This window comes from Porphyromonas canoris, from assembly GCF_000765975.1.
In the GTDB taxonomy this organism is placed as follows: domain Bacteria; phylum Bacteroidota; class Bacteroidia; order Bacteroidales; family Porphyromonadaceae; genus Porphyromonas_A; species Porphyromonas_A canoris.
This window is the reverse complement of the sequence record NZ_JQZX01000003.1, coordinates 1-19475: the sequence shown is the minus strand read 5'-3', so window position 1 is coordinate 19475 and position 19475 is coordinate 1. Positions and strand designations below refer to the sequence as shown.

Here is a 19475-nt window from a genome sequence, read left to right as displayed (position 1 = left end):
ATGATACTTTCTCCTAATAGCTCTGTTGCTGCTCTCATATCGGGTGGTGTGGATAGTTCCGTAGCACTTCACCTGCTGTGTGAAGCCGGTTTTCGTCCCCATCTTTTCTATATCCAGATTGGGATGAAAGAGAGTGGCTTTTTGGACTGCCCCTCCGAAGAGGATATTGAAATGGCTAACTGGCTTAGCCGCCACTATAATCTTCCTCTTGAGAAAGTCTCTCTGCATAAAGAGTATTGGGATTATGTTGTTTCTTACACTCTTGAAACCGTAAAGGCAGGACTTACTCCGCATCCGGACATGATGTGTAACAAACTCATTAAGTTTGGATTCTTCAATACGTATTGGGGTAAAAACTTTGATGCAATAGCTACCGGACATTACGCAGATAAAGTTATCATTGATGGAATACATCATCTTGCTACGGCTGTCGATCCGGTAAAAGATCAAACCGATTTCCTTGCTCAAATCTCGTATGAACAGCTCTGCAAGGCGTATTTTCCGTTAGGGAGATTGCCAAAGAAAGAAGTCAGACAGATTGCTGAAAAGGAAGGTCTTGTCACGGCACACCGTAAGGATAGTCAGGGAATCTGTTTTTTGGGAAAGATCAACTACAATGACTTTCTACGTCAATACCTTGGAGAAAAACCGGGAAAGATTGTAGATATAGATACCGGTGCCGTCTTAGGGGAACACAAAGGGTATTGGTTTCATACGATAGGGCAGAGGAAAGGATTGGGCTTGAGTGGTGGTCCGTGGTTTGTAGTGAGAAAGGAGGTAGAGGAAAATACTATCTTCGTAAGTCGTGGATACGATCCGGATCTTCAATATGGTAATATAGTGGATATGAATGAGGTTAATTTTATATCCGTTAGTCCTTTTCCGGAAGAATCAGACTCTATACCTATTACATTTAAGGTACGGCATACACCGGAATTCACATCCGGTACACTTGTTAAGGAGGATGGCTTTTATCGTGTCTATAGCCGTGAACGAATACAAGGAATAGCACCGGGACAGTATTGTACACTATATAGTCAGGATGCCAAACTTTGCTATGGATCCGGAATGATTATAGGAGGTGCAATGAAAGAATAACGCCTTCGCTATAATATGAATGCAATTAAAAGGATTGTACTGATAAGTCCGGTAATTTTAGCAGAGAATCCCAATAGGGGATTAAGACCTTTCCCTTTTCTTGAAAAGGTCGTTATCGTTCCGGTATAAAGGAAAAGAGCAATAGGGAGTAACCCGATAGTCGTAATGATATAACTCCCGGACATCACTCCTGCAACGATATAACAGACAAGAGCGAGCAGAGCATTGAACATGTATAGATAAGGTCCGGAGGCTTCTCCCATACGCACAATAAGGGTTCGTTTGCCGCTTTCCTTATCTTCCGGATAGTCTCTGTAATTATTGATTACCAAAATATTGGCGTTAGAAAAACCGATAGAAAATGCTGCAGGGATAAGATAACTTGGTAAGCTTTCTCCTATTGCATAATATCCTCCTAATACCGGAATAATCCCAAAAAACAGGATAACGGCAAGATCTCCCAAGCCATTGTAAGATAGGGGATAGGGACCGGCGGAATAAGCAATAATCCCCAAAAGGACAACTATCCCCAACAAGAGCAGCCACCAGGATGTTATAGCAGCCAACCAGATCCCTAATACAGCACATAACGATACCCAAAAGATTGATGCCAAAAGCATCCATCCGGGTGTAATATCTCCCGTAGTAATAAGTCTTTTCGGACCAAGTTTTCTTCTTCTATCTGCGCCACTGAGATAGTCAAAGTAATCATTCGTAACATTACTGGCAATCTGGGCTGTAAGAGCCACAGCAAGCACCAATAAGAAAGGTTTCAGCCGAAACAACCCATCATGAAGCAGTGCTCCGGCAATAACAATAACGGGAGCAAGAGATGCCGGTAAAGTCTTGGGACGTATGGTCTGAAACCAAATGCTTAATCTACTCATGATAAAACAGATGGGTGCTCAATGCTTCCAAAGCCATCTCTTTGTGCTCTTTCTGCACGAGTACCGTCACATTGTAGTTACTACCTCCATAAGAAATCATTCTCACCGGAATTTCGTCCAATGCCTTTATAATAGCAGATTCAAAACCGATGTTCTTCCAATTGAGGTCTCCAACAATACAAATGCTAACCATATCCGAGTCTATAGAAACAGATGCAAACTGTTTCAGTTCCGAGATAATATCTTGTAGATGACTCGCATTATCTATGGTTAGAGATACTGAAACCTCAGATGTTGTTACCATATCCACAGCCGTTTGATGCCTTTCAAAGGTTTCAAATACTCGTCTCATAAATCCGTGAGCCAAGAGCATTCTACTGCTGTTAATCTTTACAACTGTAATATTATCCTTTGCGGCTATGGCTTTAATCTTTCCCTCTTCGATAGAATTGGATATCAATGTACCGGGAGCCGAAGGATCCATGGAGTTGAGCAAGCGAACAGGGATATTACGATGCTTTGCGGGAAGGATACAAGTAGGGTGGAGTATTTTCGCACCAAAGTATGCCAATTCCGCAGCCTCTTCAAAGTGAAGCCGGCGAACAGGATCCGTTTTCTTCACAATACGAGGATCATTATTGTGCATACCGTCGATGTCTGTCCATATCTGTATCTCTTTCGCCTCCAGAACCGCACCAATGATAGAAGCAGTATAGTCGCTACCTCCTCTTTGAAGGTTGTCTATCTCATCATAAGCGTTCTTGCAGATAAAACCCTCTGTAATATAAATATGACTTTGGGGTAGGAGAGAGAGTTGCTCTTTAAGTAGCATCTCTGTCCTTTGCATATCCGGTTCACCATACTTATCCGTTCTCATAAAGTCCAGTGCCGGTAACTTTACGGCACCTATACCCGTTTCATTCAGATGCTGACACATCATTTCCGTAGAAATTAACTCTCCTACGGCAAGTACAGCTTTCTCTTCAAATATCGTAAAAGAGTCCTCATGAAAACTCCAGAGATAGTCCATCTTTTCCTGCACAAATGTCTTTACGGCTCTTCTTAGAGGCTCTCCTTTGTAGAGAAGATCTATCTCTTGCATATATTTTGACTTCAACTCGTCAATGCAATGTTTGGCTGCATTGAGATTGCTGTCATAGTAGTGTTTGGATATCTCAACGAGTTTGTTGGTCACACCTGCCATAGCAGACAGTACTATTATCTTTTCACGGCTGTCGCTTATGAGTGTTCCAACATGTTTTATTCTCTCGGCAGAACCCACAGAGGTCCCGCCAAACTTCATTATAATTGTTTTGGCAGTGTTCATTTTGCTTATTACTGTTTCAGCTCTACTTCTTGTAAAGATTCGTGCTGTATGCTAACGATGCGTGCCGGATAGTTTTTTATCAGATTATAGTTGTGTGTAGCCATTATCACGGCTGTACCTCCGCTCGCAATCTCTTTGAATATACCGAATATCTGTTTCCCTGTCTCAGGATCAAGATTTCCGGTAGGCTCATCAGCCAATATAAGATCTGGCTTATTCAGAAGAGCTCTCGCAATCACCACTCGCTGCTGTTCACCTCCGGAGAGTTCGTGTGGCATCTTGTAGCTTTTGCTTGTCATGTCCACCTGCTCAAGCACTTCCGAGATACGATGTGCTATATCCGTTCTGTTTTTCCAGCCTGTAGCACGAAGAACAAACTCTAAGTTTGCATCGATGGATCTATCTGTAAGCAGCTGAAAATCTTGAAAAACAATTCCCAATTTTCTCCTCAAAAAAGGAATCTCTTTTCTTTTAATCTTACACAAATCATAGTTCATAAATCTTGCACTTCCGGAAGCTATATCCGTGTCTTTGTAGATAGACTTAAAAAGGGTAGACTTTCCGCTGCCAACCTTACCTATAAGGTATAGCATTTCTCCTCTGTGCACATCAAACGTTATACCGGATAATACTTCATGTCCATCTCGTTTGAGAGCAACATCTTTGTAGGATAATATGATTTCTGTAGATGACATTTTGAGTTTCTCTTCTGTGTTTGCTGTTATCTAAGCCATAATCAGTCCAAAGATAGCTCTTTTTTGCTTTATATGTTACATCTTTTTCTCTTGAGTATTTCTATTTCGATGCACTCAATTTGACATAACTATGATTATAGTAAAAATATTCAAGAGAAACAGCAGACACTTATCTTTGGCACAACAATTCCCCTAAGAATCAATATCACTTCTCTTTACTGAGTCGGAAGAGGCATATCGGGGAAACTCAAGAAAGCAAAGTGTATGATCTCGAAGATTATTCAAAACATTCTTATCAATGTATGAAATCTGATGAGATGTACCTCGTGTTGCAAACTTCATATTTGCAGTTGTCCCATTTTTCTGCCTCCATCTTTGCCACAACACCATTGTTTCTACCTGATTTACAGGCAAAATAGTACGCTTGATAGTAAATGCCCCATGACCTATAAGCAGATGACTATGCTCAAAAGAGAACCAAGACTGTCTGTAAGACAGATAAGAATAGAACACTCCGGACAAAGCCACCAAAGGGACAAAATACCAAATGATATGGCTAAGGAAATAGGCAACGACAGCAGCAAGTAAAGTTATTATCGAAGAGAAGAACAAAAGTCTTCGGAGATAAGCAGACTTCGACTTGTAGCTTCGCCCTCTACTCGGCTCATAGCCGGGAAAAATACTCTCCATAAGCGGTATTGCGACACGCTCTTTATTTATTCCATATATTTTGATATCCGACTTTTTATCTTCCTTCTTTTCGTTTGCCGACACCATTGCAGAGGCAAAATGAATGTGTACAGTCCCTAATCCGACCCACTGTTCAACAAGATTTTGTTGGAATGTACATGAGACAATCCTGTCACATGTAGAAGATTGAAAAATCTTGTTGATAAGCCCCGCACTATATTTTAGCTGCCCTCCTTTGACAGAAATGTTCAGATCATACTGCTTGAGTATAAGGAAGATAGATTGAATGAGAAAGGATGAAACAAATACTCCCAAGAAGATTATTATCCCCACTGCAAGGGTTAGATTGGAAAACCATAGCTCTACACGGTCAGACCAGATCCGGATGTAGTCTACGAGATAATCGGATATTTCATTGAAAACAGTACCGACAGCACCAGCCGCCAATATCAAACCTCTTAGAGGATTTCGGGTAAGACCCGAAATCAGAAGCTCTTTCCTCGATATTGTATAAGAGAATGAGCCCAAAACCGGACTCTCTCCCCTTTCATTCTCCGGCAGTTCCAAGCTTTCCTCTTTCATCTCTTCTCCATCCGAATCACTCATGGAAGACTGGAAACTTGCGGCATAATCTCTCATTGCCCGTACATCTTCTTGAGGCAATACAAGCTCAACTTCTACCTGATTGGAACCAAGAGACTCAAACTGTATGACCTCCATATCCAACATCTGTAACAGAAAAGATTGACTGCTTCTCAGCTGATACACCTTCTTCAGAGGCAGGTAAAGTTCTTTCTTTTTCAGCCCCGAAATCCTTATCTGTATCTTTTCGTCTGCAATAAAATATTTTGTCGTAAAATACTTGTAAAGAGCTTGGATTAAAACAAATACAAAGAAAAAGACAATAGCATATCCCAACTTTTGCCAGACAGATAGCTCTTCGGTTGCATAAGAAAGGAGAAAATAAAAAATAAAGGGCCATGTCTTCAAGGATGCAACAAGCTCTCTTATGTATAGGACCAACAGAGAGGAAAGCCCCATTCTACGAGGCTCCGACCACAGATTTCGATTTGTATTCAAGACTCCCCTACTCTTTAGATGGTTCGACATCCGATATCTGCTCTATAATCCACTCCTTATAGGCTTCCGCTTGTTCCTTCTCAAGACCTGCAATTATAAGGTCTTCTTCTACACCTCCGGCAGCATTGAAGAGAGAAAGACGGTAAAGCCCAAAAGGTCTATCGTATAGATGTTGCGAAAGGACAACGTGTTGTAGCTTGCTATACGGAACACTCTTCTCCTTCGGCATAAATATTCCGGATCGGTAGCTAACGTCTTTATCCCTGAAAAGATACCCTTTGAATCTGTATATTTTTACCATCAACATCTGATGCACAATACCAAAGAGAAGCAGAGCGGAGCAGATACTGAGTATTATCCAAAACGGTATATCATTCTTCATAATGCCTGCAACGATCGTAGCAACAAGCAGTAAGACTATCGGCACTATGGAGGACAATCTTAATACTTTGATATACTTAGGATTAAGAGGCTTATACGCCTCTCTTTCAAGACGAGGAATGTCCGTGAGAGAAATGGGATCATTCACAAACTGAGAAGGTTTATCTACGATACTCATAAGGAGATTTGTTTAAGATGAACGAAGATAACAATTTTTAATGACTGTATTTACTCTCATGCACCATCTGCTTACAAAAATCTGTAACCGTATTTATAAACTGCTCTATTCGTTAATAAAAACCAGCTTAATGCCTTTTAGAGTTCCAAATCAAGCTCCAACTTTCATGAACCAAACTTTGATGAGCTAAAATCGAGCTTTGATTTGTGGAGATCAAGGCAGGATTCGGACTTCTTACTCTATTAAACAGAAGAATTGAACCCGATAAGAGCATCTTTTGAACAGATTTAGTGGAATAAGTTGCCGATGAAAGGGTAAAAACTCATTTGGGAAATAGCCGGAGAGATCCGCTTAGAGCGCAAGGAATAAAAAAATACGACTTCTATCTTTCCTATTATTAGAGAGAAAGCTCCAAAAGAGTGCCCATGCGAGCTGAAGGGTATTGCAGTAATAGAAAAATATCGTACCTTTGCGCTGGGTAAGTCCTATACGGCCAGCTCCTATTGAACTCCCCCAGGGCTTGATCGCAGCAAGGGTAGATGGTTGTAGCGGCGCGATGTAGTAAGCTTACCCGCCTGCCTCTTTAGCTCAGCTGGCCAGAGCACGTGATTTGTAATCTCGGGGTCGTTGGTTCGAATCCGACAAGAGGCTCAAGGATGACTTCATCCTTAACCGGTGTGGTAGTTCAGTTGGTTAGAATACCTGCCTGTCACGCAGGGGGTCGCGGGTTCGAGTCCCGTCCATACCGCTCAAAAACTGAGAAAGCGTCTTAATTCGTTGGAATTAGGACGCTTTTTTCTTTTTAGCTACCTTATATTTTGGATAAAAGACAAATGCCATTTACCTAATTCTATAGGGTTATGAGTATTCTTCCAAAACAGCTACATAATTTTCAGGTATATTCCCTTTCCAAAAAAAATAAAAAGAAATACTCCCCCCCCTTTTTTGAAAATAAAAGAAAAAATACGGACAGGAGACAAAAGCAAAGTCGCTAAATCCCCTATCCGTTTGTTTTCTTCTCCAAGCTTGTGTAATGTGCCCCTCTAACCTAAGTAGTCAAGACTTATACCCTTTTTCTCTATGAGTGCTTTCAGTATCTCCAGTTTGCGGATAACCAATGGATAGTCTGCATGAGACTTTCTCCACTCGGCTTCAGGCTTGCCTAAAAGTTCTTTGAGAAATACTTCCAAATCACGATCGGCAGGATAAAATGAGACCTTTTCTTTTTTGAAGTAATAGGACTTTAGGAATCCCAACTCCCTAATATCTTTAATATTAGGCATATTACCTTCTTCTTCCGAAAAAGCCTTGCCATAATAAGCTTCGCTAATGGCGTAAAAAGGAGCAAGAGTTTCTGCATCTGCTTGCTGTATCACTCGCATCACCAGGTTATTTAAGATTATTACTGCGAGCTTGTGTTGTTCATCATTGCTCTTAGTTCCGACATCTTTAAGACCGGCTATTGCCAATGTTTGCATTCCAAATACGGTGATATGCTTATCATCTGGCTTATCCATATTGTATGTTTTACGACTACGATCATAAGGATAAGAAGTAATGGTGTCTACCAATAACAAAGAGTACGGCATTGTGCTCTTGGCTACAAAAGAAGCTACTTTATTACGAATAAACTCGGCAGCCTGTCTATACTCGGACAATGATTGTAGATATTTCAGACGATATAGCTGTGCTTCATAGTAGTCCGTACCGGTAATGGTAACACTATAAGGGATACTGAGAACTCTTGTATGATTGGCACGACGGAGTGTATCGTTAAAAAGGAGGTATGATCCGGTCTGTTCGTAAAACGAACGGCGTAGATTTGCCTCCTCCGATTGGTCTGCATCATCCGGAACAAAGAGATTTATTTCGGGAACTACATCTCCGGAGAGCTGTTCTTTGCTACAACTTGCAAAAAACAGACTCAATAAAAACATAGTGAACAGGATTGTATTATTGTTATTTGGTTTCATAATTATGTATTTTTGAGGGTTTGCGATCCAAGCGAGGATTATCCTGTATTTGATCATTGATACTACGTTGCTCACGAGGCAGAGGTAGAACATATCCTTCATCTTCTTCTGCCGGAAGAGTATAGTAGTAAGTAATATTCGGCTTGCTGTTACGTCCATCTTTTTTGTATATAGTATATGTATTCACCAGCTCTTCTTTGCTTGGATAAATACTGTTAACCCTGTAACGGCGAATATCAAACCAGCGTTGTCCTTCAAAACAGAGTTCCATTCGGCGTTCTTGACGTATTGCTTGTACAAGTTCACTGCTGGCAGACATTGTAATTTCGGAGTTAGCTCCTGCTTGGTAGCGACTCTTTCTCAATTTGTTAATCAATTCGACTGCCTCGTTATTCTTTCCTTGCATAGCCAGTGCTTCTGCTAAGTTGAGATAAATCTCACCACTGCGAAGCACAAAGACGTCCGAAACTTCACTACGATTAAAGTTTTTAGGATTTGTTTTAGTTACCTGCACATAGTGTCCTCCATCCAATGCTCCTTTAGCTTGGGAGCGAATCATATAACGCTGCGCTCGAAGGTCTTTCTTGTCATACAAAGCATACAAATCTTTCGATACTGCAAAACCGCCTATGGGAGCGTTACTCATTTCAGCTGCAATGAGTCCTCCTCCCATACTAAATATCAATTCCGGATTAGATGAAGAAAAGAAATACTCCTCCGCTCCCAAGCCATTCAAATTACATAGCTGAGGGTGCAAATCCATTGCCTTTTGAGCATAAAACTCGGATTTTTTCCAGTCTTGCATATAGAGATATACACGCGATGCAAAAAGGTTTATTCCGGCTTCTGATATTCTGTAAAGAGAAAGCTGTTTAACCCCTTGGCTCATCCTCAAAGCCTCATCAAGATCACTGATTATATGGTCATAAACCTCTTTGATGCTGGATCTTTGGAATTTCTTATTCTCGATATAGTGTGCTGTTTTAAGCGGAATACCGGGCTTATCCAAATTCTCAGGAGCATAAGGTTGAGCATAAAGATTTACCAAAAAGAAGTAGTAGGCAGCACGAAGAAAATGTGCTTCTGCTTTGATGCGATTCATTCGATTCTGCTCTGCTTCTGTTGTACTTTTTATGCTTGATGCTTCATTCAATACAATGTTCAAAGTGATGATGTGGTTATATACACGCAACCAATCTACACTCTCCTTATAAGAAACCAAGCCATTGAATGCCTCCCCAATATGTTGTTGCCAAGTATAATAGCCGAACATACGTGGGCGGATATTGGCTTCCGGATTGTAACGAGTAGTGCCTATCAGCTCCTGAGTCTCATCTGACATATAGTGCAAATAAGGAAAGTAAAAGTTGTCGTAACGGCGAGGAGTAGTAGGTGCCACACTCATATAGCACGCACCGATAAGCAACTCATCAAGATCATCAGCTGTACGAATATAAGCAAGGTCATTCGAGCGTTCACGAAGAAAATCTCCACAAGAAGTCGTCATTATACTTCCTGTCAGTATCAGGAACAGACCGGCAAATATATTATTAACTATACGTTTCATCTGTTTTTTATTTATAAGGTAATATTTAATTGAAGCGTGTATTGCGGACGTTCGGACAGATTTACCTCTGTAAATCCTCCTTGAACGGGAGTCTGTCCTTTAAGTTCCGGTCTTGCCAATACAAAAACATTATTGGTAGAGAAGGTAATACGCGCAGCTTCCACTCCATGACGCGACAACCACTTAGAAGGGAGTTCGTAAGAGAGGCTAAGATCCGTACACTTCAAGTAATCGGCAGATACCACACGAATATCCGAATAGTTGTACATATCCCAAACATTCTCTGCTATTACAGGCATTTTACCCGATGTATAGCGAGAGTAGTGCCTGTTATATTTATCCGAAACAGCAGGCACCATCTGATCTACTACGGCAGGAATGTGTGTATAAAGTTCATCTCCCGGCTTACGCCAACGATCCATAAAGATTCTATTGACATTCATTTCAGGTAAGAAATTCTTGCTTGAGCCATAAGGTTTGAAAAGTCTTGTCTTAGCTCCAATACTATATGATAGATTAAATCGAAGCGAGAATGCTCCCCAACGAATACTATTGCGGAAGCTGCCGAATGCTGTAGGATAGCGATTCCCCGACTTAGACAAGACTTCACTGAAAACTTCATAGTTTCCTTTACCATAAAATTCTTCTTTACGCTCTTCTCCATCATGGAACATCGGACCTCCATCTTCCGGATTGAGTCCACGGAAACGATAAGAATAGAATGATCCCAAAGCCTCTCCTTCCACCAAGGCGCGACCGTGCAAGAAGTCTCGAACTTTATATTGACCATATTGAGGTTTGCTGTCAAGACGATTGAAGCTCTTAGAAAAAGAGGTGGATACACGCCATGAGAAATCACGAACACGCACAGGCTCTACCGAAAGAGCAAGACTGAAACCGTGATTACGAAGATTTCCGCTATTGACAACATACGATGGAAAACCATTCACCAAATCAATGCCCAAATTCATGTAAGCATCACGGGTGTATTTGTGATAATAAGACAAAGTGGCCGCAACACGTCTTTGCCATGCAGCAATATCCAGCTCCGCACTGAAAGAGTTTGTCTTTTCCCAACGAAGATTCGGATTAGGATAACGAGCCAATATCGCCAACTTTTCATTGTAATAAGGGTCTGTGCTCAGCTTACGAATAACCGGTTCGGGCGACTGATCTCTCAACATATTACCTTGTGTGCCATAGGATGTACGCAAGTAAAGGTAATTGAACCAAGTACCATCGGCGAGGAGATGAGAGAAATCATAACTACCGGAAACAGACCATACAGGAAGAAGTCGACGATTGCTTTGACTTCCAAAACGATTAGAGCCATCTGTCCGTCCATTCAGTCCTAACGTGAGATTGTGACGAAAAGTATATGAAATGGTTGCAAAAGCAGATGCCTGATTGAGCAAATCGTCCGTACGTCTGGGTTGTGCCTCTTCACTTATAAGCCAAGCCTTGTATGCAGGGAAGCGATCTATATCCTCCGGAGCAACAAACTTTTCTCCATAATCACGGAAATAGCCTCTCTGTATCTGCTTCATACCTCTGGTATGAATGCTTTCAGCAGCAGTTCCTACTTGTATGTTCAACATATCTTCATTGTCGAATGTACGAGAATAGTTCAACATCAATCTTCCGGAGAGAGACTGATAACGCTCTTGAAAGTGATTGAGTTCTCCTCCGTATGGCAGTTCACTATGTTCCAAAGCAACCTTATTGAAAGGTTTTCCATAATCTGCCCATCTCTTATCTGCCACGTAATAAGTTTTATCATCGTGGTGCTCTTCCCCATTTGTATTGGAAGTGGCATAGGTCAATAAAGCTGAAGCCGATAGTCGATCAGAGAGCTTGAGGTCATACGCCACACTCAGAGAAGTGTTAAAGTGGTCTTGCTTATATCCACTATGTTCGAGTTCGTTTAGGATATTAAAATTATAGTTATATCTGTCATCCCCTCGTCTATAAAAAGAGTATGCACCATCCTCTCCATAAGTGGGGATGGTACGTGCTGTATTATAAGCATAGTCTACCGGATTGATTGTAGAAGCATTATAACGACGCGACTCTACGCCCGTTCTCATCCAAACACTTAACTTGCTCTTGTTGCTGAGATCTGCAATCACTTTAAGGTTACCTGTTGTACGCTGAGTTCTATTGCTTCTAACAACTCCGTTGCTAAGATTATACCCTAAAGAAGCATAGTAATTTAGATTTTCAGAAGTTCCTGATACAGAGAGGTGGTGATCTGTAGAAAGAGCATCACGCATCAATAGAGAGAACCAGTCGGTATTCAGAGACTCTATGCTCTGCACACGACTATTGAACTCTTCAAAACTGATCTCCTTATTATATAACTTCTTAACCAAGTGTTCGTATCCCACTTCGTACATATCAACAGGAAAATAGTAGTTGGATTCTACCAGTTCACGAGAAAAATTGACTCGCTCTCTTGAGTTCATCAAGTTGACATCCCTGTCTGTGTATCTTGGACGAAGAGATAGACTACTGCTCCCCGAATAGTTAATGCGCAACTTACCATACTGTCCCTTTTTGGTAGTGATCATAATAACGCCATTGGCGGCTTGTACCCCATAAAGAGCTGTAGAGGCAGCATCTTTAAGGACATCTATACGCTCTATATCAGATGGGTTGATACCTGCGATAGCATTACCTACTCGATTGATAAAGTCAGGATCATTGATATCTTCTGCCGGAATTGTTACAGGATCTCGGACTACCACACCATCGACAACCCATAAAGGTTCACGTACTCCTAAAATAGTACTGGTACCACGTATTCGCAAACGAGGAGACGAGCCTATATCACCGGCGGAAGGCATAACAAGCATTTCAGGGACTAATCCTTCCAAACTCTTATCTATGGTACTGACACCGGGAAGAACAATCTCTGAGGCTTTAAGAGTTGTGGCTGCTCCTGTCCATCTACGTTTGTTTATTGTCTGAAAGCCGGTTACCACAACATCTCCCAACTCGGAAGAGTCGTCTTCAAGAATAAGAGAGAGCTGTTTTTCTCCCTCATATAATAGTTTCAAAGGCTTCATTCCCACATAGGAAACAGCCAGAGTTATTTTTTCTTTGACATTCGGAATACGGATCAGACAAGAACCATCTTCACCTGTTACAGCCGTAGCTCTTCCGTTGACATAGATAGTTGCTCCAATAGCCGGAGAGTAGTCCTTAAACTGAACCTTACAACGCACGGAGCGCGCTACAGGTTTAGTTGTGATAGTTGTTGTCTTGCTCTGTCCTTCAGCAGGGGTGGAAAGAGAAATAGAAGAAGCAAAGAACAATACCACAGAGAAAACTTTACAGACCCAAGGTCGTATGTCTCTTAACATAAATAATTGATACAATTAAAATGACACAAAATGTAAAGTTCTACAGATTTAGCTTCATAAATCTGTAGAACCATTTTTAGAAAAGTCTTGCAAAGGTAGGTATTAATACCTAAAGGTACAGGCCCTATTCCTTGAAAAGATAATTATCAATATCCCAAAACCTTTAGTGCTTTCTCTCAAAACCTTTAGTGCTTTCTCTCAAAACCTTTAGTGCTTTTCTCCAAAACCTTTAGTGCTTTTCTCTAAAACCTTTAGTGCTTTTCTCCAAAACCTTTAGTGCTTTCTCTCAAAACCTTTAGTGCTTTCTTCAAATACCATTTTCTAAACAACCTAGATCAATAGAGATCAGTCTCTCCATTTAGCAGAAGTAGGAAATGCTCTTAAAATAAATACCTACATTTGTGATAAAATCAACTTAAACCATATTGAACATTGAAAACATTAGTAGTAGTAGGACATCCACATCTTGAAAAGTCTGTTATAAACAGGGCATGGTGTGAGTACATTCAAGCTAATAGTGAAGAGCTGAATGTGATGATACGAGTCCTTTCGGAGCATTGTGAAGAGAAGGGCTTTGATATAAAAAAAGAGCAAGAGATATTGTCGGAATATGATAGAATCATTTTGCAGTTTCCGTTGTATTGGTACATGGTACCATCCATTATGAAAGAGTGGATGGATACCGTTTGGTGCGAAGGTTGGGCATACGGAGAAAACGGAGACAAGATGGAGGGAAAACTTATAGACGTGGCTGTAAGTACAGGTGCTCCGGAATTTGTCTTTGATGCGGGAATATCATTGGAGACATATCTTAGCTTTGTCAAAGGCTCTGCTGGTTTTGTTAGAGCCAAGTCCGGACGCATTTTTGCATTATATGGAGCGGAGGTAAATATGACTCCTGAGCGTTTGCAAAAAAGTTGTGAAGACTATGCCGAATTTATAAAGTCATAACGAGAAATAGTTTTGTTTGGCTATGCATGAAAGCATCTACATAGTTTCTCTTCCATCAAATCATGTTGAATATCTAAATTCTTTTCCTAAAAAGGGAGAGGACAGAGATATATTCTTCTGCTCAGATCCTCCAAATGCTAAATTGGGATCGGGAGGAGGTTCGGTATATGCCATAATGCAAGCTCGTGATAAGAGGAAAAAGTTATATCACAGAGAGATTGTGATAAATAGTGATGGTGAAAGTAGAAGACTTCCTGCCTACTCGGTACAAGGAAAGGTGATGATGCCTCTTCCCGGGAAAGTTTATAAAACACTTTTAGACATCCAGGTAGAAACGATAGACACTTTTTTAGAATCCGATACAGATGGGTTTTATCGCACAGCTATTTCATGTGGTGATGTGCTATTGGATCTAAAGCAAGTTCCCTTTATTCCACACTATGATCTATTGTGTATAGGTGTAAAAGGCGAGTTAGAGAAAGCTTCAAAACATGGTGTTTTTATTGTTTCTCAAAATGCAAATATTTTCTCTATTCCGATACAAGTTTTACAAAAGCCTTTGGTACAACAACTTGAAGTACTTCAGGAAAAATTTGAGATTGCAATAGACTCAGGGCTTTGGTTGCTTTCCCAAAAGGCTTCAGACCTTCTTTTCAAAAGTAGCAGAGGAACAGAGGGTGAACTAAAATATTTTGATTTATATTCCTCTTTCCCGGATATAATAAAAGAGCATAAACTCTCAATAGGAGTAATGTATGATTCTTCCGACTCTCATTTCTATCACTTCGGATCCAGTAAGGACTTGCTAAGATCTGCAAAATCCCTAAACTTGGATATAAAGGGATCTTGCTGGATAGATAGCTCGGAGCTAAGTGATAAATGGATTCTGAAAGGAGATAATATCCTTACTCATATTCCAAAAGAAATGAAAGGTTGGGAGCTTCCGAATGGTGTATGTTTGGATTTTCTACCTTTGAAAAACGGTCTAAAGTGCCTTAGAGTATATGGCATAGATGATCTTTTCAAAGGGACAGCCATAGAGGGAGCCTCTTTTGTAAATGCTCCTTTATTAGAGTTAGCCGGAATAGCGAGTCTATCCACAACAACTGATATCTATGAGCTACCTCTCTTCCCTTGTTCTGAAGATATAGATGTGCTTGCCTTTGTGGGAGAATGGTTATCTCAATGGCATCTATACTCTTCAAAAAGCAATAACAAAGAGGTTTTAGAAACATATAAAAAAATCCCCAAGGTTTCTGCCAAAGAATTGGGAAGTATGACCGACTTTGAAGAACTATATAGAGAATGAAGAACAAAAAAGTTCCCCGTAAAGAAATATTGGGAACAAATTTGAATTTGAAAAGATCCGGTGATATCAGATCACAAATAGTAGCTCCCTACTTTAAGCAAACTCTCTACCCAAGTAGAAAGGTCTTTATGGATCAAATTGTGTGGAGCAGGTCTCCTGTGAGAATTGATTTGGCAGGGGGATGGACAGATACACCTCCTTATAGCATGACAGATGGAGGACGTGTCATAAATATGGCTATAAATGTCAATGGTCAAGAGCCTCTTCAGGTCTTTGTAAAACCAACACCAGAACTTCATATAATACTACGCTCTATAGATGCCGGACTGGATGAAAAAATCACCTCTTTGGATATATTGGAGGAGTTTGACAAAGTTGGTTCTCCATTCAGTATTCCCAAGGCGGCTCTATGCTTGTGTGGTTTGAGCCCAAAGTTCAATACTCATGTTTTTAAGTCTTTAGAGGAATATCTGAAACAGCTTGGGTATGGGATAGAGCTCACCATGCTTTCTTGTATTCCTGCAGGATCGGGTCTTGGTACAAGTTCTCTTCTATGCTCAGCATGTTTAGGAGCTCTCAGCAATTTCTTCGGATTTGAATGGAGTCTCGAAGAAATTGCTCAAAGGACTCTTGCCGTAGAACAACTGCTAACTACCGGAGGCGGCTGGCAAGATCAATTTGGAGGAATGTATGGAGGAATAAAGGTTATAGAGTCTGAAGCATCTATTTTACAACAGCCGTATGCCACAACACTGCCAAATACACTTTTCACTGACCCTCTCTATGGATCCTATCACATGCTATATTACACAGGCATAACAAGAACAGCAAAAAATATCTTAGTTGAGATCGTAAATAGAGTGATTGATCAAGATATTCAGACATTAGATATACTAAGAGAGATCAAGACCCATAGCTACGCAGTAGAACACGCTATAAAAAAGGGAGATATAACAACGTATGGAAGTCTTCTGAAAGAAGCATGGGAGCTTAATAAGAGATTAGATTCCGGTGTATCTACTCCCGAAATAGAATACCTGATTTCTGCTATAGATGATTGGGCTTTAGGCTATAAGTTACCCGGAGCAGGAGGTGGCGGTTACTTGTACATCGTGGCAAAAGATCTGAAAGCTGTAAATTTGATAAAGAAAACACTAGAGAACGATTTCATAAAGAAGAAAAATGCACGCTTAAGTGAAATGTCTCTTTCTCTAAAAGGTCTTCAAGTAACTTCTTCTTAAAAGAAATAATTTGCATTAGTATATGGGGAAGAACGTGGATAAAGTAATATTCCTATGTAAAGAGTGTGGAAATGAGTTTTCAAAATGGTCCGGAAAGTGTCCTATGTGTAATGCTTGGAATACTTTGTCTGAATATAAAGTAAAGGATACTCGTTATATACTTAAGAGCATATCTCTTGATAAAGGAAATGTCTCATTTAAACCACTAAAAGAAGTCTTAGGAGAAGAAGCTGAAAGATTAGATCTGCAAGATAAAGAGTTAAATAGAGTTCTCGGAGGAGGCCTTGTAAAAGGCTCTGTTGTACTTATTGCAGGAGAACCCGGTATAGGTAAAAGTACACTTATTCTCCAAACGTTACTAAACACGAAAGGGATACGTACATTATACATATCCGGAGAGGAAAGTGAAAAACAAATAAAACTGAGGGCTGACAGAGTAGTAGAAACGATTCCACACGAAAACTTTTTAATCTACTGTGAAACTCATTTAGAAAAGATCTTGGAGATTTGCAAAGAGGCTTCTCCGGATCTTGTAATCGTAGATTCTATTCAAACTATATTTACAGAACAAATAGACTCATCTCCCGGAAGCCTTACCCAAGTACGAGAATGTGCTACAAGACTTATGGCTTATGCGAAGAATACAGATATCCCTATTTTATTGATTGGACATATTACCAAAGATGGTAGCATTGCCGGTCCGAAGATATTGGAACACTTGGTCGATACGGTATTGCAATTTGAAGGAGACACCAATTACCAATATAGGCTATTAAGAGCTAATAAAAATCGCTTTGGTAGCACATCCGAAATTGGGATATATGAGATGCGTCAAAATGGTTTGAGAGGTGTTGAGAATCCATCAGAGCTTTTGATAACAAGAAGAGAAGAACAACTTAGTGGTATTTGTGTAGGATGTGCCATGGAAGGAGCCAGACCAATTCTAATAGAAATACAATCTCTTGTCAGTTCTGCTGTTTATGGCACACCTCAAAGATCCTCTACAGGAGTAGATGGAAAAAGAATGAATATGCTACTTGCCGTATTGGAAAAACGTGCAGGATTTAAGCTCATACAGAAGGATGTATTCTTAAATATCACGGGGGGACTTAAGTTATCGGACACGGCATTGGATCTCTCTATTCTTGCAGCCGTGCTTTCATCCAATCTTGATCTTCCTATCCCAACCAACATCTGCGTTGCGGGAGAAGTTGGTCTTAGTGGAGAAATACGTCCTATTAGTAGAATAGAGCAAAGAGTTGGTGAAGCACAGAGGATAGGATTTGAGACAATCATAATTCCAACTCAAAACTTGCAAGGAATAGACTTGAATAAATATAAAATCAAGGTTGTAGGAGTAAGCCGGGTAGATCAGGCTTTTAATTTCTTATTTCGTGGAAGGTAAACTAAAACTAGTAGGTATTAGTTTTCACACTACTCACAAAGTCCAATTCACCTAAGGCTTTATTTACTTCATAGCTAACTTTATCTCCACTTGATTTGGCTTCTATATAAATATGTCCGGTATCGTTTTTGAAATTAGAGTCTAATGATACATTAGAGATCGAAACTTTCATGCAGGAAAGGAGTCCTTTAACTGCATTTATATCGGGCAGAGCCGTTGTCGTATCTATATTTATACCAAGGTTCTTCTGTCTCAAACCGAGTTTTTCTTCAACATATCCCATAACTACTAAAACAAAGAGCACCAGCAAGGTAACAATGGCAGATGTCATATACATACCGGCTCCTATGGCTAAGCCCAATGCGGAACAAACCCATATTCCGGCTGCAGTAGTAAGCCCTTGAACATTATCTCCACGCCCTCTAAGTATTGCTCCAGCCCCTAAAAAACCCACACCCGACAGCACCTGTGCTGCTATTCTGGCGGGATCCCCCATTCCGGAGATGTCCGGAAGATAAATAGATATAAGCATGGCAACAGTACTACCAACTGTAATAAGGGTAAATGTCCTAAGACCAGCTCTTTGATAGCGCACCTGACGATTATATCCTATAAGCATACCGACAACTACGCTATAAAGCAATCGAACTACAACATCAACAGGTTGAAGTCCTCCATGATAAATACAGGATAGATCAAAAAACTCCGAAAAACTCATGTTGTCATACTCTTTTATAAATCATCCAATAGTAGATAATTCAAAAGTAGTGCTTTTTTTTTATTGGGCATCTGTCGAAGTAAATACCTCAAAGGAATTATCCGAATAATAGACATATATTTTGGATATTCTTCTTTCGGATTTTTTATTTGCATTTTGCTCCTCTTTTATTGTAGCAGATAGATTCTGCACAGATTCACTCAAATTGGAAAACTTCTGCGTGATTTCTAAAAGTTTCATTGAAAAACTCTCATTAGAAACACCTTGTTCCTCTTCAGAAGGTTCTATTTGGAATAAATCAGGCTGCAAATAGGGTGTCTTTAATATTTCTCCTTTTCCGGAAATAATCCATTCCACATTGTACTTTGGAAAACTTGAGATCAATTTTTCAATTATTTGAACTCCCGGATTATTTCTTCCTCTCAAAATATGATTGAGAGTGGCTCTATTGATCTCTAATTTTTCAGCAAATGCCGCTTGAGAAAGCATTTCTCTTTCCATGATAGTATTTATCCTGTCATTGATAGTTTGTTCCATACTTTTATGTTTTTAAGAAGAAAAAAAACCGTTATCCATTTCTATACAACAATCTATTTATTTAGAAATGTAT

At 40.1% G+C, this 19475-nt stretch carries 15 protein-coding genes and 2 tRNA genes; 7 read left to right on the top strand and 10 right to left on the bottom strand.

Annotated features, from left to right (window positions below; translation table 11 throughout):
* Positions 1 to 1098, top strand: a complete 1098-nt coding sequence (gene mnmA, locus HQ29_RS01130; protein WP_036867099.1) for a tRNA 2-thiouridine(34) synthase MnmA — start codon at positions 1 to 3, stop codon at positions 1096 to 1098.
* A gap of 8 nt (positions 1099 to 1106) precedes the next feature.
* Here mnmA and menA read toward each other — a convergent pair whose 3' ends face one another.
* From menA to HQ29_RS01105, 5 genes are all read right to left on the bottom strand, one after another.
* Positions 1107 to 1985 (bottom strand): 1,4-dihydroxy-2-naphthoate octaprenyltransferase, encoded by an 879-nt coding sequence (gene menA, locus HQ29_RS01125; RefSeq protein WP_036792457.1) that lies wholly within the window; start codon positions 1983 to 1985, stop codon positions 1107 to 1109.
* Entirely contained in the window at positions 1978 to 3312 is a 1335-nt protein-coding gene (locus HQ29_RS01120) for an aspartate kinase (protein WP_036867097.1), read from the bottom strand. Before HQ29_RS01120 ends, menA begins: the two co-directional genes overlap by 8 nt.
* Positions 3313 to 3320: 8 nt before the next feature.
* Positions 3321 to 4007 carry a cell division ATP-binding protein FtsE gene (locus tag HQ29_RS01115; protein WP_036792451.1) on the bottom strand — a complete coding sequence of 229 codons (687 nt, stop codon included), beginning with the start codon at positions 4005 to 4007 and terminating at the stop codon, positions 3321 to 3323.
* A 192-nt stretch (positions 4008 to 4199) separates the two neighbouring features.
* Complete coding sequence (locus HQ29_RS01110; protein WP_161781547.1) at positions 4200 to 5777, bottom strand: PH domain-containing protein; 1578 nt, start codon at positions 5775 to 5777, stop codon at positions 4200 to 4202.
* Between the two features lie 7 nt (positions 5778 to 5784).
* Positions 5785 to 6336 (bottom strand): PH domain-containing protein, encoded by a 552-nt coding sequence (locus HQ29_RS01105; RefSeq protein WP_036867094.1) that lies wholly within the window; start codon positions 6334 to 6336, stop codon positions 5785 to 5787.
* Between the two features lie 577 nt (positions 6337 to 6913).
* On the opposite strand from HQ29_RS01105, the gene HQ29_RS01100 reads away from it, so the two are divergent.
* Together HQ29_RS01100 and HQ29_RS01095 are read left to right on the top strand one after the other, a co-directional pair.
* Positions 6914 to 6987: transfer RNA gene (locus HQ29_RS01100), tRNA-Thr, on the top strand.
* 23 nt (positions 6988 to 7010) lie between these two features.
* Positions 7011 to 7084 (top strand) — tRNA-Asp (locus HQ29_RS01095).
* A 295-nt stretch (positions 7085 to 7379) separates the two neighbouring features.
* Here HQ29_RS01095 and HQ29_RS01090 read toward each other — a convergent pair.
* The 3 genes from HQ29_RS01090 to HQ29_RS01080 are packed head-to-tail and all read right to left on the bottom strand — an operon-like array spanning position 7380 to position 13241.
* A complete protein-coding gene (locus HQ29_RS01090) occupies positions 7380 to 8309 on the bottom strand; it encodes a hypothetical protein (protein ID WP_036867092.1) in 930 nt (309 codons plus the stop codon).
* Positions 8296 to 9876 (bottom strand): RagB/SusD family nutrient uptake outer membrane protein, encoded by a 1581-nt coding sequence (locus HQ29_RS01085; protein WP_052089659.1) that lies wholly within the window; start codon positions 9874 to 9876, stop codon positions 8296 to 8298. Before HQ29_RS01085 ends, HQ29_RS01090 begins: the two co-directional genes overlap by 14 nt.
* Before the next feature lie 11 nt (positions 9877 to 9887).
* Positions 9888 to 13241 (bottom strand): SusC/RagA family TonB-linked outer membrane protein, encoded by a 3354-nt coding sequence (locus tag HQ29_RS01080; RefSeq protein ID WP_082226808.1) that lies wholly within the window; start codon positions 13239 to 13241, stop codon positions 9888 to 9890.
* Between the two features lie 432 nt (positions 13242 to 13673).
* Between HQ29_RS01080 and HQ29_RS01075 the strand changes: the two genes are divergently transcribed.
* From HQ29_RS01075 to radA, 4 genes are all read left to right on the top strand, one after another.
* Entirely contained in the window at positions 13674 to 14192 is a 519-nt protein-coding gene (locus HQ29_RS01075) for an NAD(P)H-dependent oxidoreductase (RefSeq protein ID WP_036792439.1), read from the top strand.
* Positions 14193 to 14412: 220 nt separating this feature from the next.
* Positions 14413 to 15501: a fucose pyrophosphorylase domain-containing protein gene (locus HQ29_RS01070; RefSeq protein ID WP_161781546.1), complete on the top strand. Its 1089-nt coding sequence runs from the start codon at positions 14413 to 14415 to the stop codon at positions 15499 to 15501.
* Positions 15502 to 15629: 128 nt separating this feature from the next.
* Positions 15630 to 16742 carry a GHMP family kinase ATP-binding protein gene (locus HQ29_RS01065; protein WP_161781545.1) on the top strand — a complete coding sequence of 371 codons (1113 nt, stop codon included), beginning with the start codon at positions 15630 to 15632 and terminating at the stop codon, positions 16740 to 16742.
* A gap of 22 nt (positions 16743 to 16764) precedes the next feature.
* Positions 16765 to 18147, top strand: a complete 1383-nt coding sequence (radA, locus tag HQ29_RS01060; protein ID WP_036867086.1) for a DNA repair protein RadA — start codon at positions 16765 to 16767, stop codon at positions 18145 to 18147.
* A gap of 7 nt (positions 18148 to 18154) precedes the next feature.
* On the opposite strand, the gene HQ29_RS01055 is transcribed toward radA, so the two are convergent.
* Both HQ29_RS01055 and HQ29_RS01050 read right to left on the bottom strand, forming a co-directional pair.
* Positions 18155 to 18865, bottom strand: coding sequence for an MgtC/SapB family protein (locus tag HQ29_RS01055; RefSeq protein ID WP_052089654.1), 711 nt, complete (start codon positions 18863 to 18865; stop codon positions 18155 to 18157).
* 60 nt (positions 18866 to 18925) lie between these two features.
* Positions 18926 to 19402, bottom strand: a complete 477-nt coding sequence (locus HQ29_RS01050) for a helix-turn-helix transcriptional regulator (RefSeq protein WP_036849027.1) — start codon at positions 19400 to 19402, stop codon at positions 18926 to 18928.
* Positions 19403 to 19475: the final 73 nt, after the last annotated feature.

What these genes read in the sequence shown, in the direction of transcription:
- mnmA (WP_036867099.1), top strand. Translation starts at nt 1, where the DNA reads ATGATACTTTCTCCTAATAGCTCTGTTGCTGCTCTCATATCGGGTGGT.
- menA (WP_036792457.1), bottom strand. Translation starts at nt 1,985, where the DNA reads ATGAGTAGATTAAGCATTTGGTTTCAGACCATACGTCCCAAGACTTTA.
- HQ29_RS01120 (WP_036867097.1), bottom strand. Translation starts at nt 3,312, where the DNA reads ATGAACACTGCCAAAACAATTATAATGAAGTTTGGCGGGACCTCTGTG.
- HQ29_RS01115 (WP_036792451.1), bottom strand. Translation starts at nt 4,007, where the DNA reads ATGTCATCTACAGAAATCATATTATCCTACAAAGATGTTGCTCTCAAA.
- HQ29_RS01105 (WP_036867094.1), bottom strand. Translation starts at nt 6,336, where the DNA reads ATGAGTATCGTAGATAAACCTTCTCAGTTTGTGAATGATCCCATTTCT.
- HQ29_RS01090 (WP_036867092.1), bottom strand. Translation starts at nt 8,309, where the DNA reads ATGAAACCAAATAACAATAATACAATCCTGTTCACTATGTTTTTATTG.
- HQ29_RS01085 (WP_052089659.1), bottom strand. Translation starts at nt 9,876, where the DNA reads ATGAAACGTATAGTTAATAATATATTTGCCGGTCTGTTCCTGATACTG.
- HQ29_RS01080 (WP_082226808.1), bottom strand. Translation starts at nt 13,241, where the DNA reads ATGTTAAGAGACATACGACCTTGGGTCTGTAAAGTTTTCTCTGTGGTA.
- HQ29_RS01065 (WP_161781545.1), top strand. Translation starts at nt 15,630, where the DNA reads ATGGATCAAATTGTGTGGAGCAGGTCTCCTGTGAGAATTGATTTGGCA.
- radA (WP_036867086.1), top strand. Translation starts at nt 16,765, where the DNA reads ATGGGGAAGAACGTGGATAAAGTAATATTCCTATGTAAAGAGTGTGGA.
- HQ29_RS01055 (WP_052089654.1), bottom strand. Translation starts at nt 18,865, where the DNA reads ATGAGTTTTTCGGAGTTTTTTGATCTATCCTGTATTTATCATGGAGGA.
- HQ29_RS01050 (WP_036849027.1), bottom strand. Translation starts at nt 19,402, where the DNA reads ATGGAACAAACTATCAATGACAGGATAAATACTATCATGGAAAGAGAA.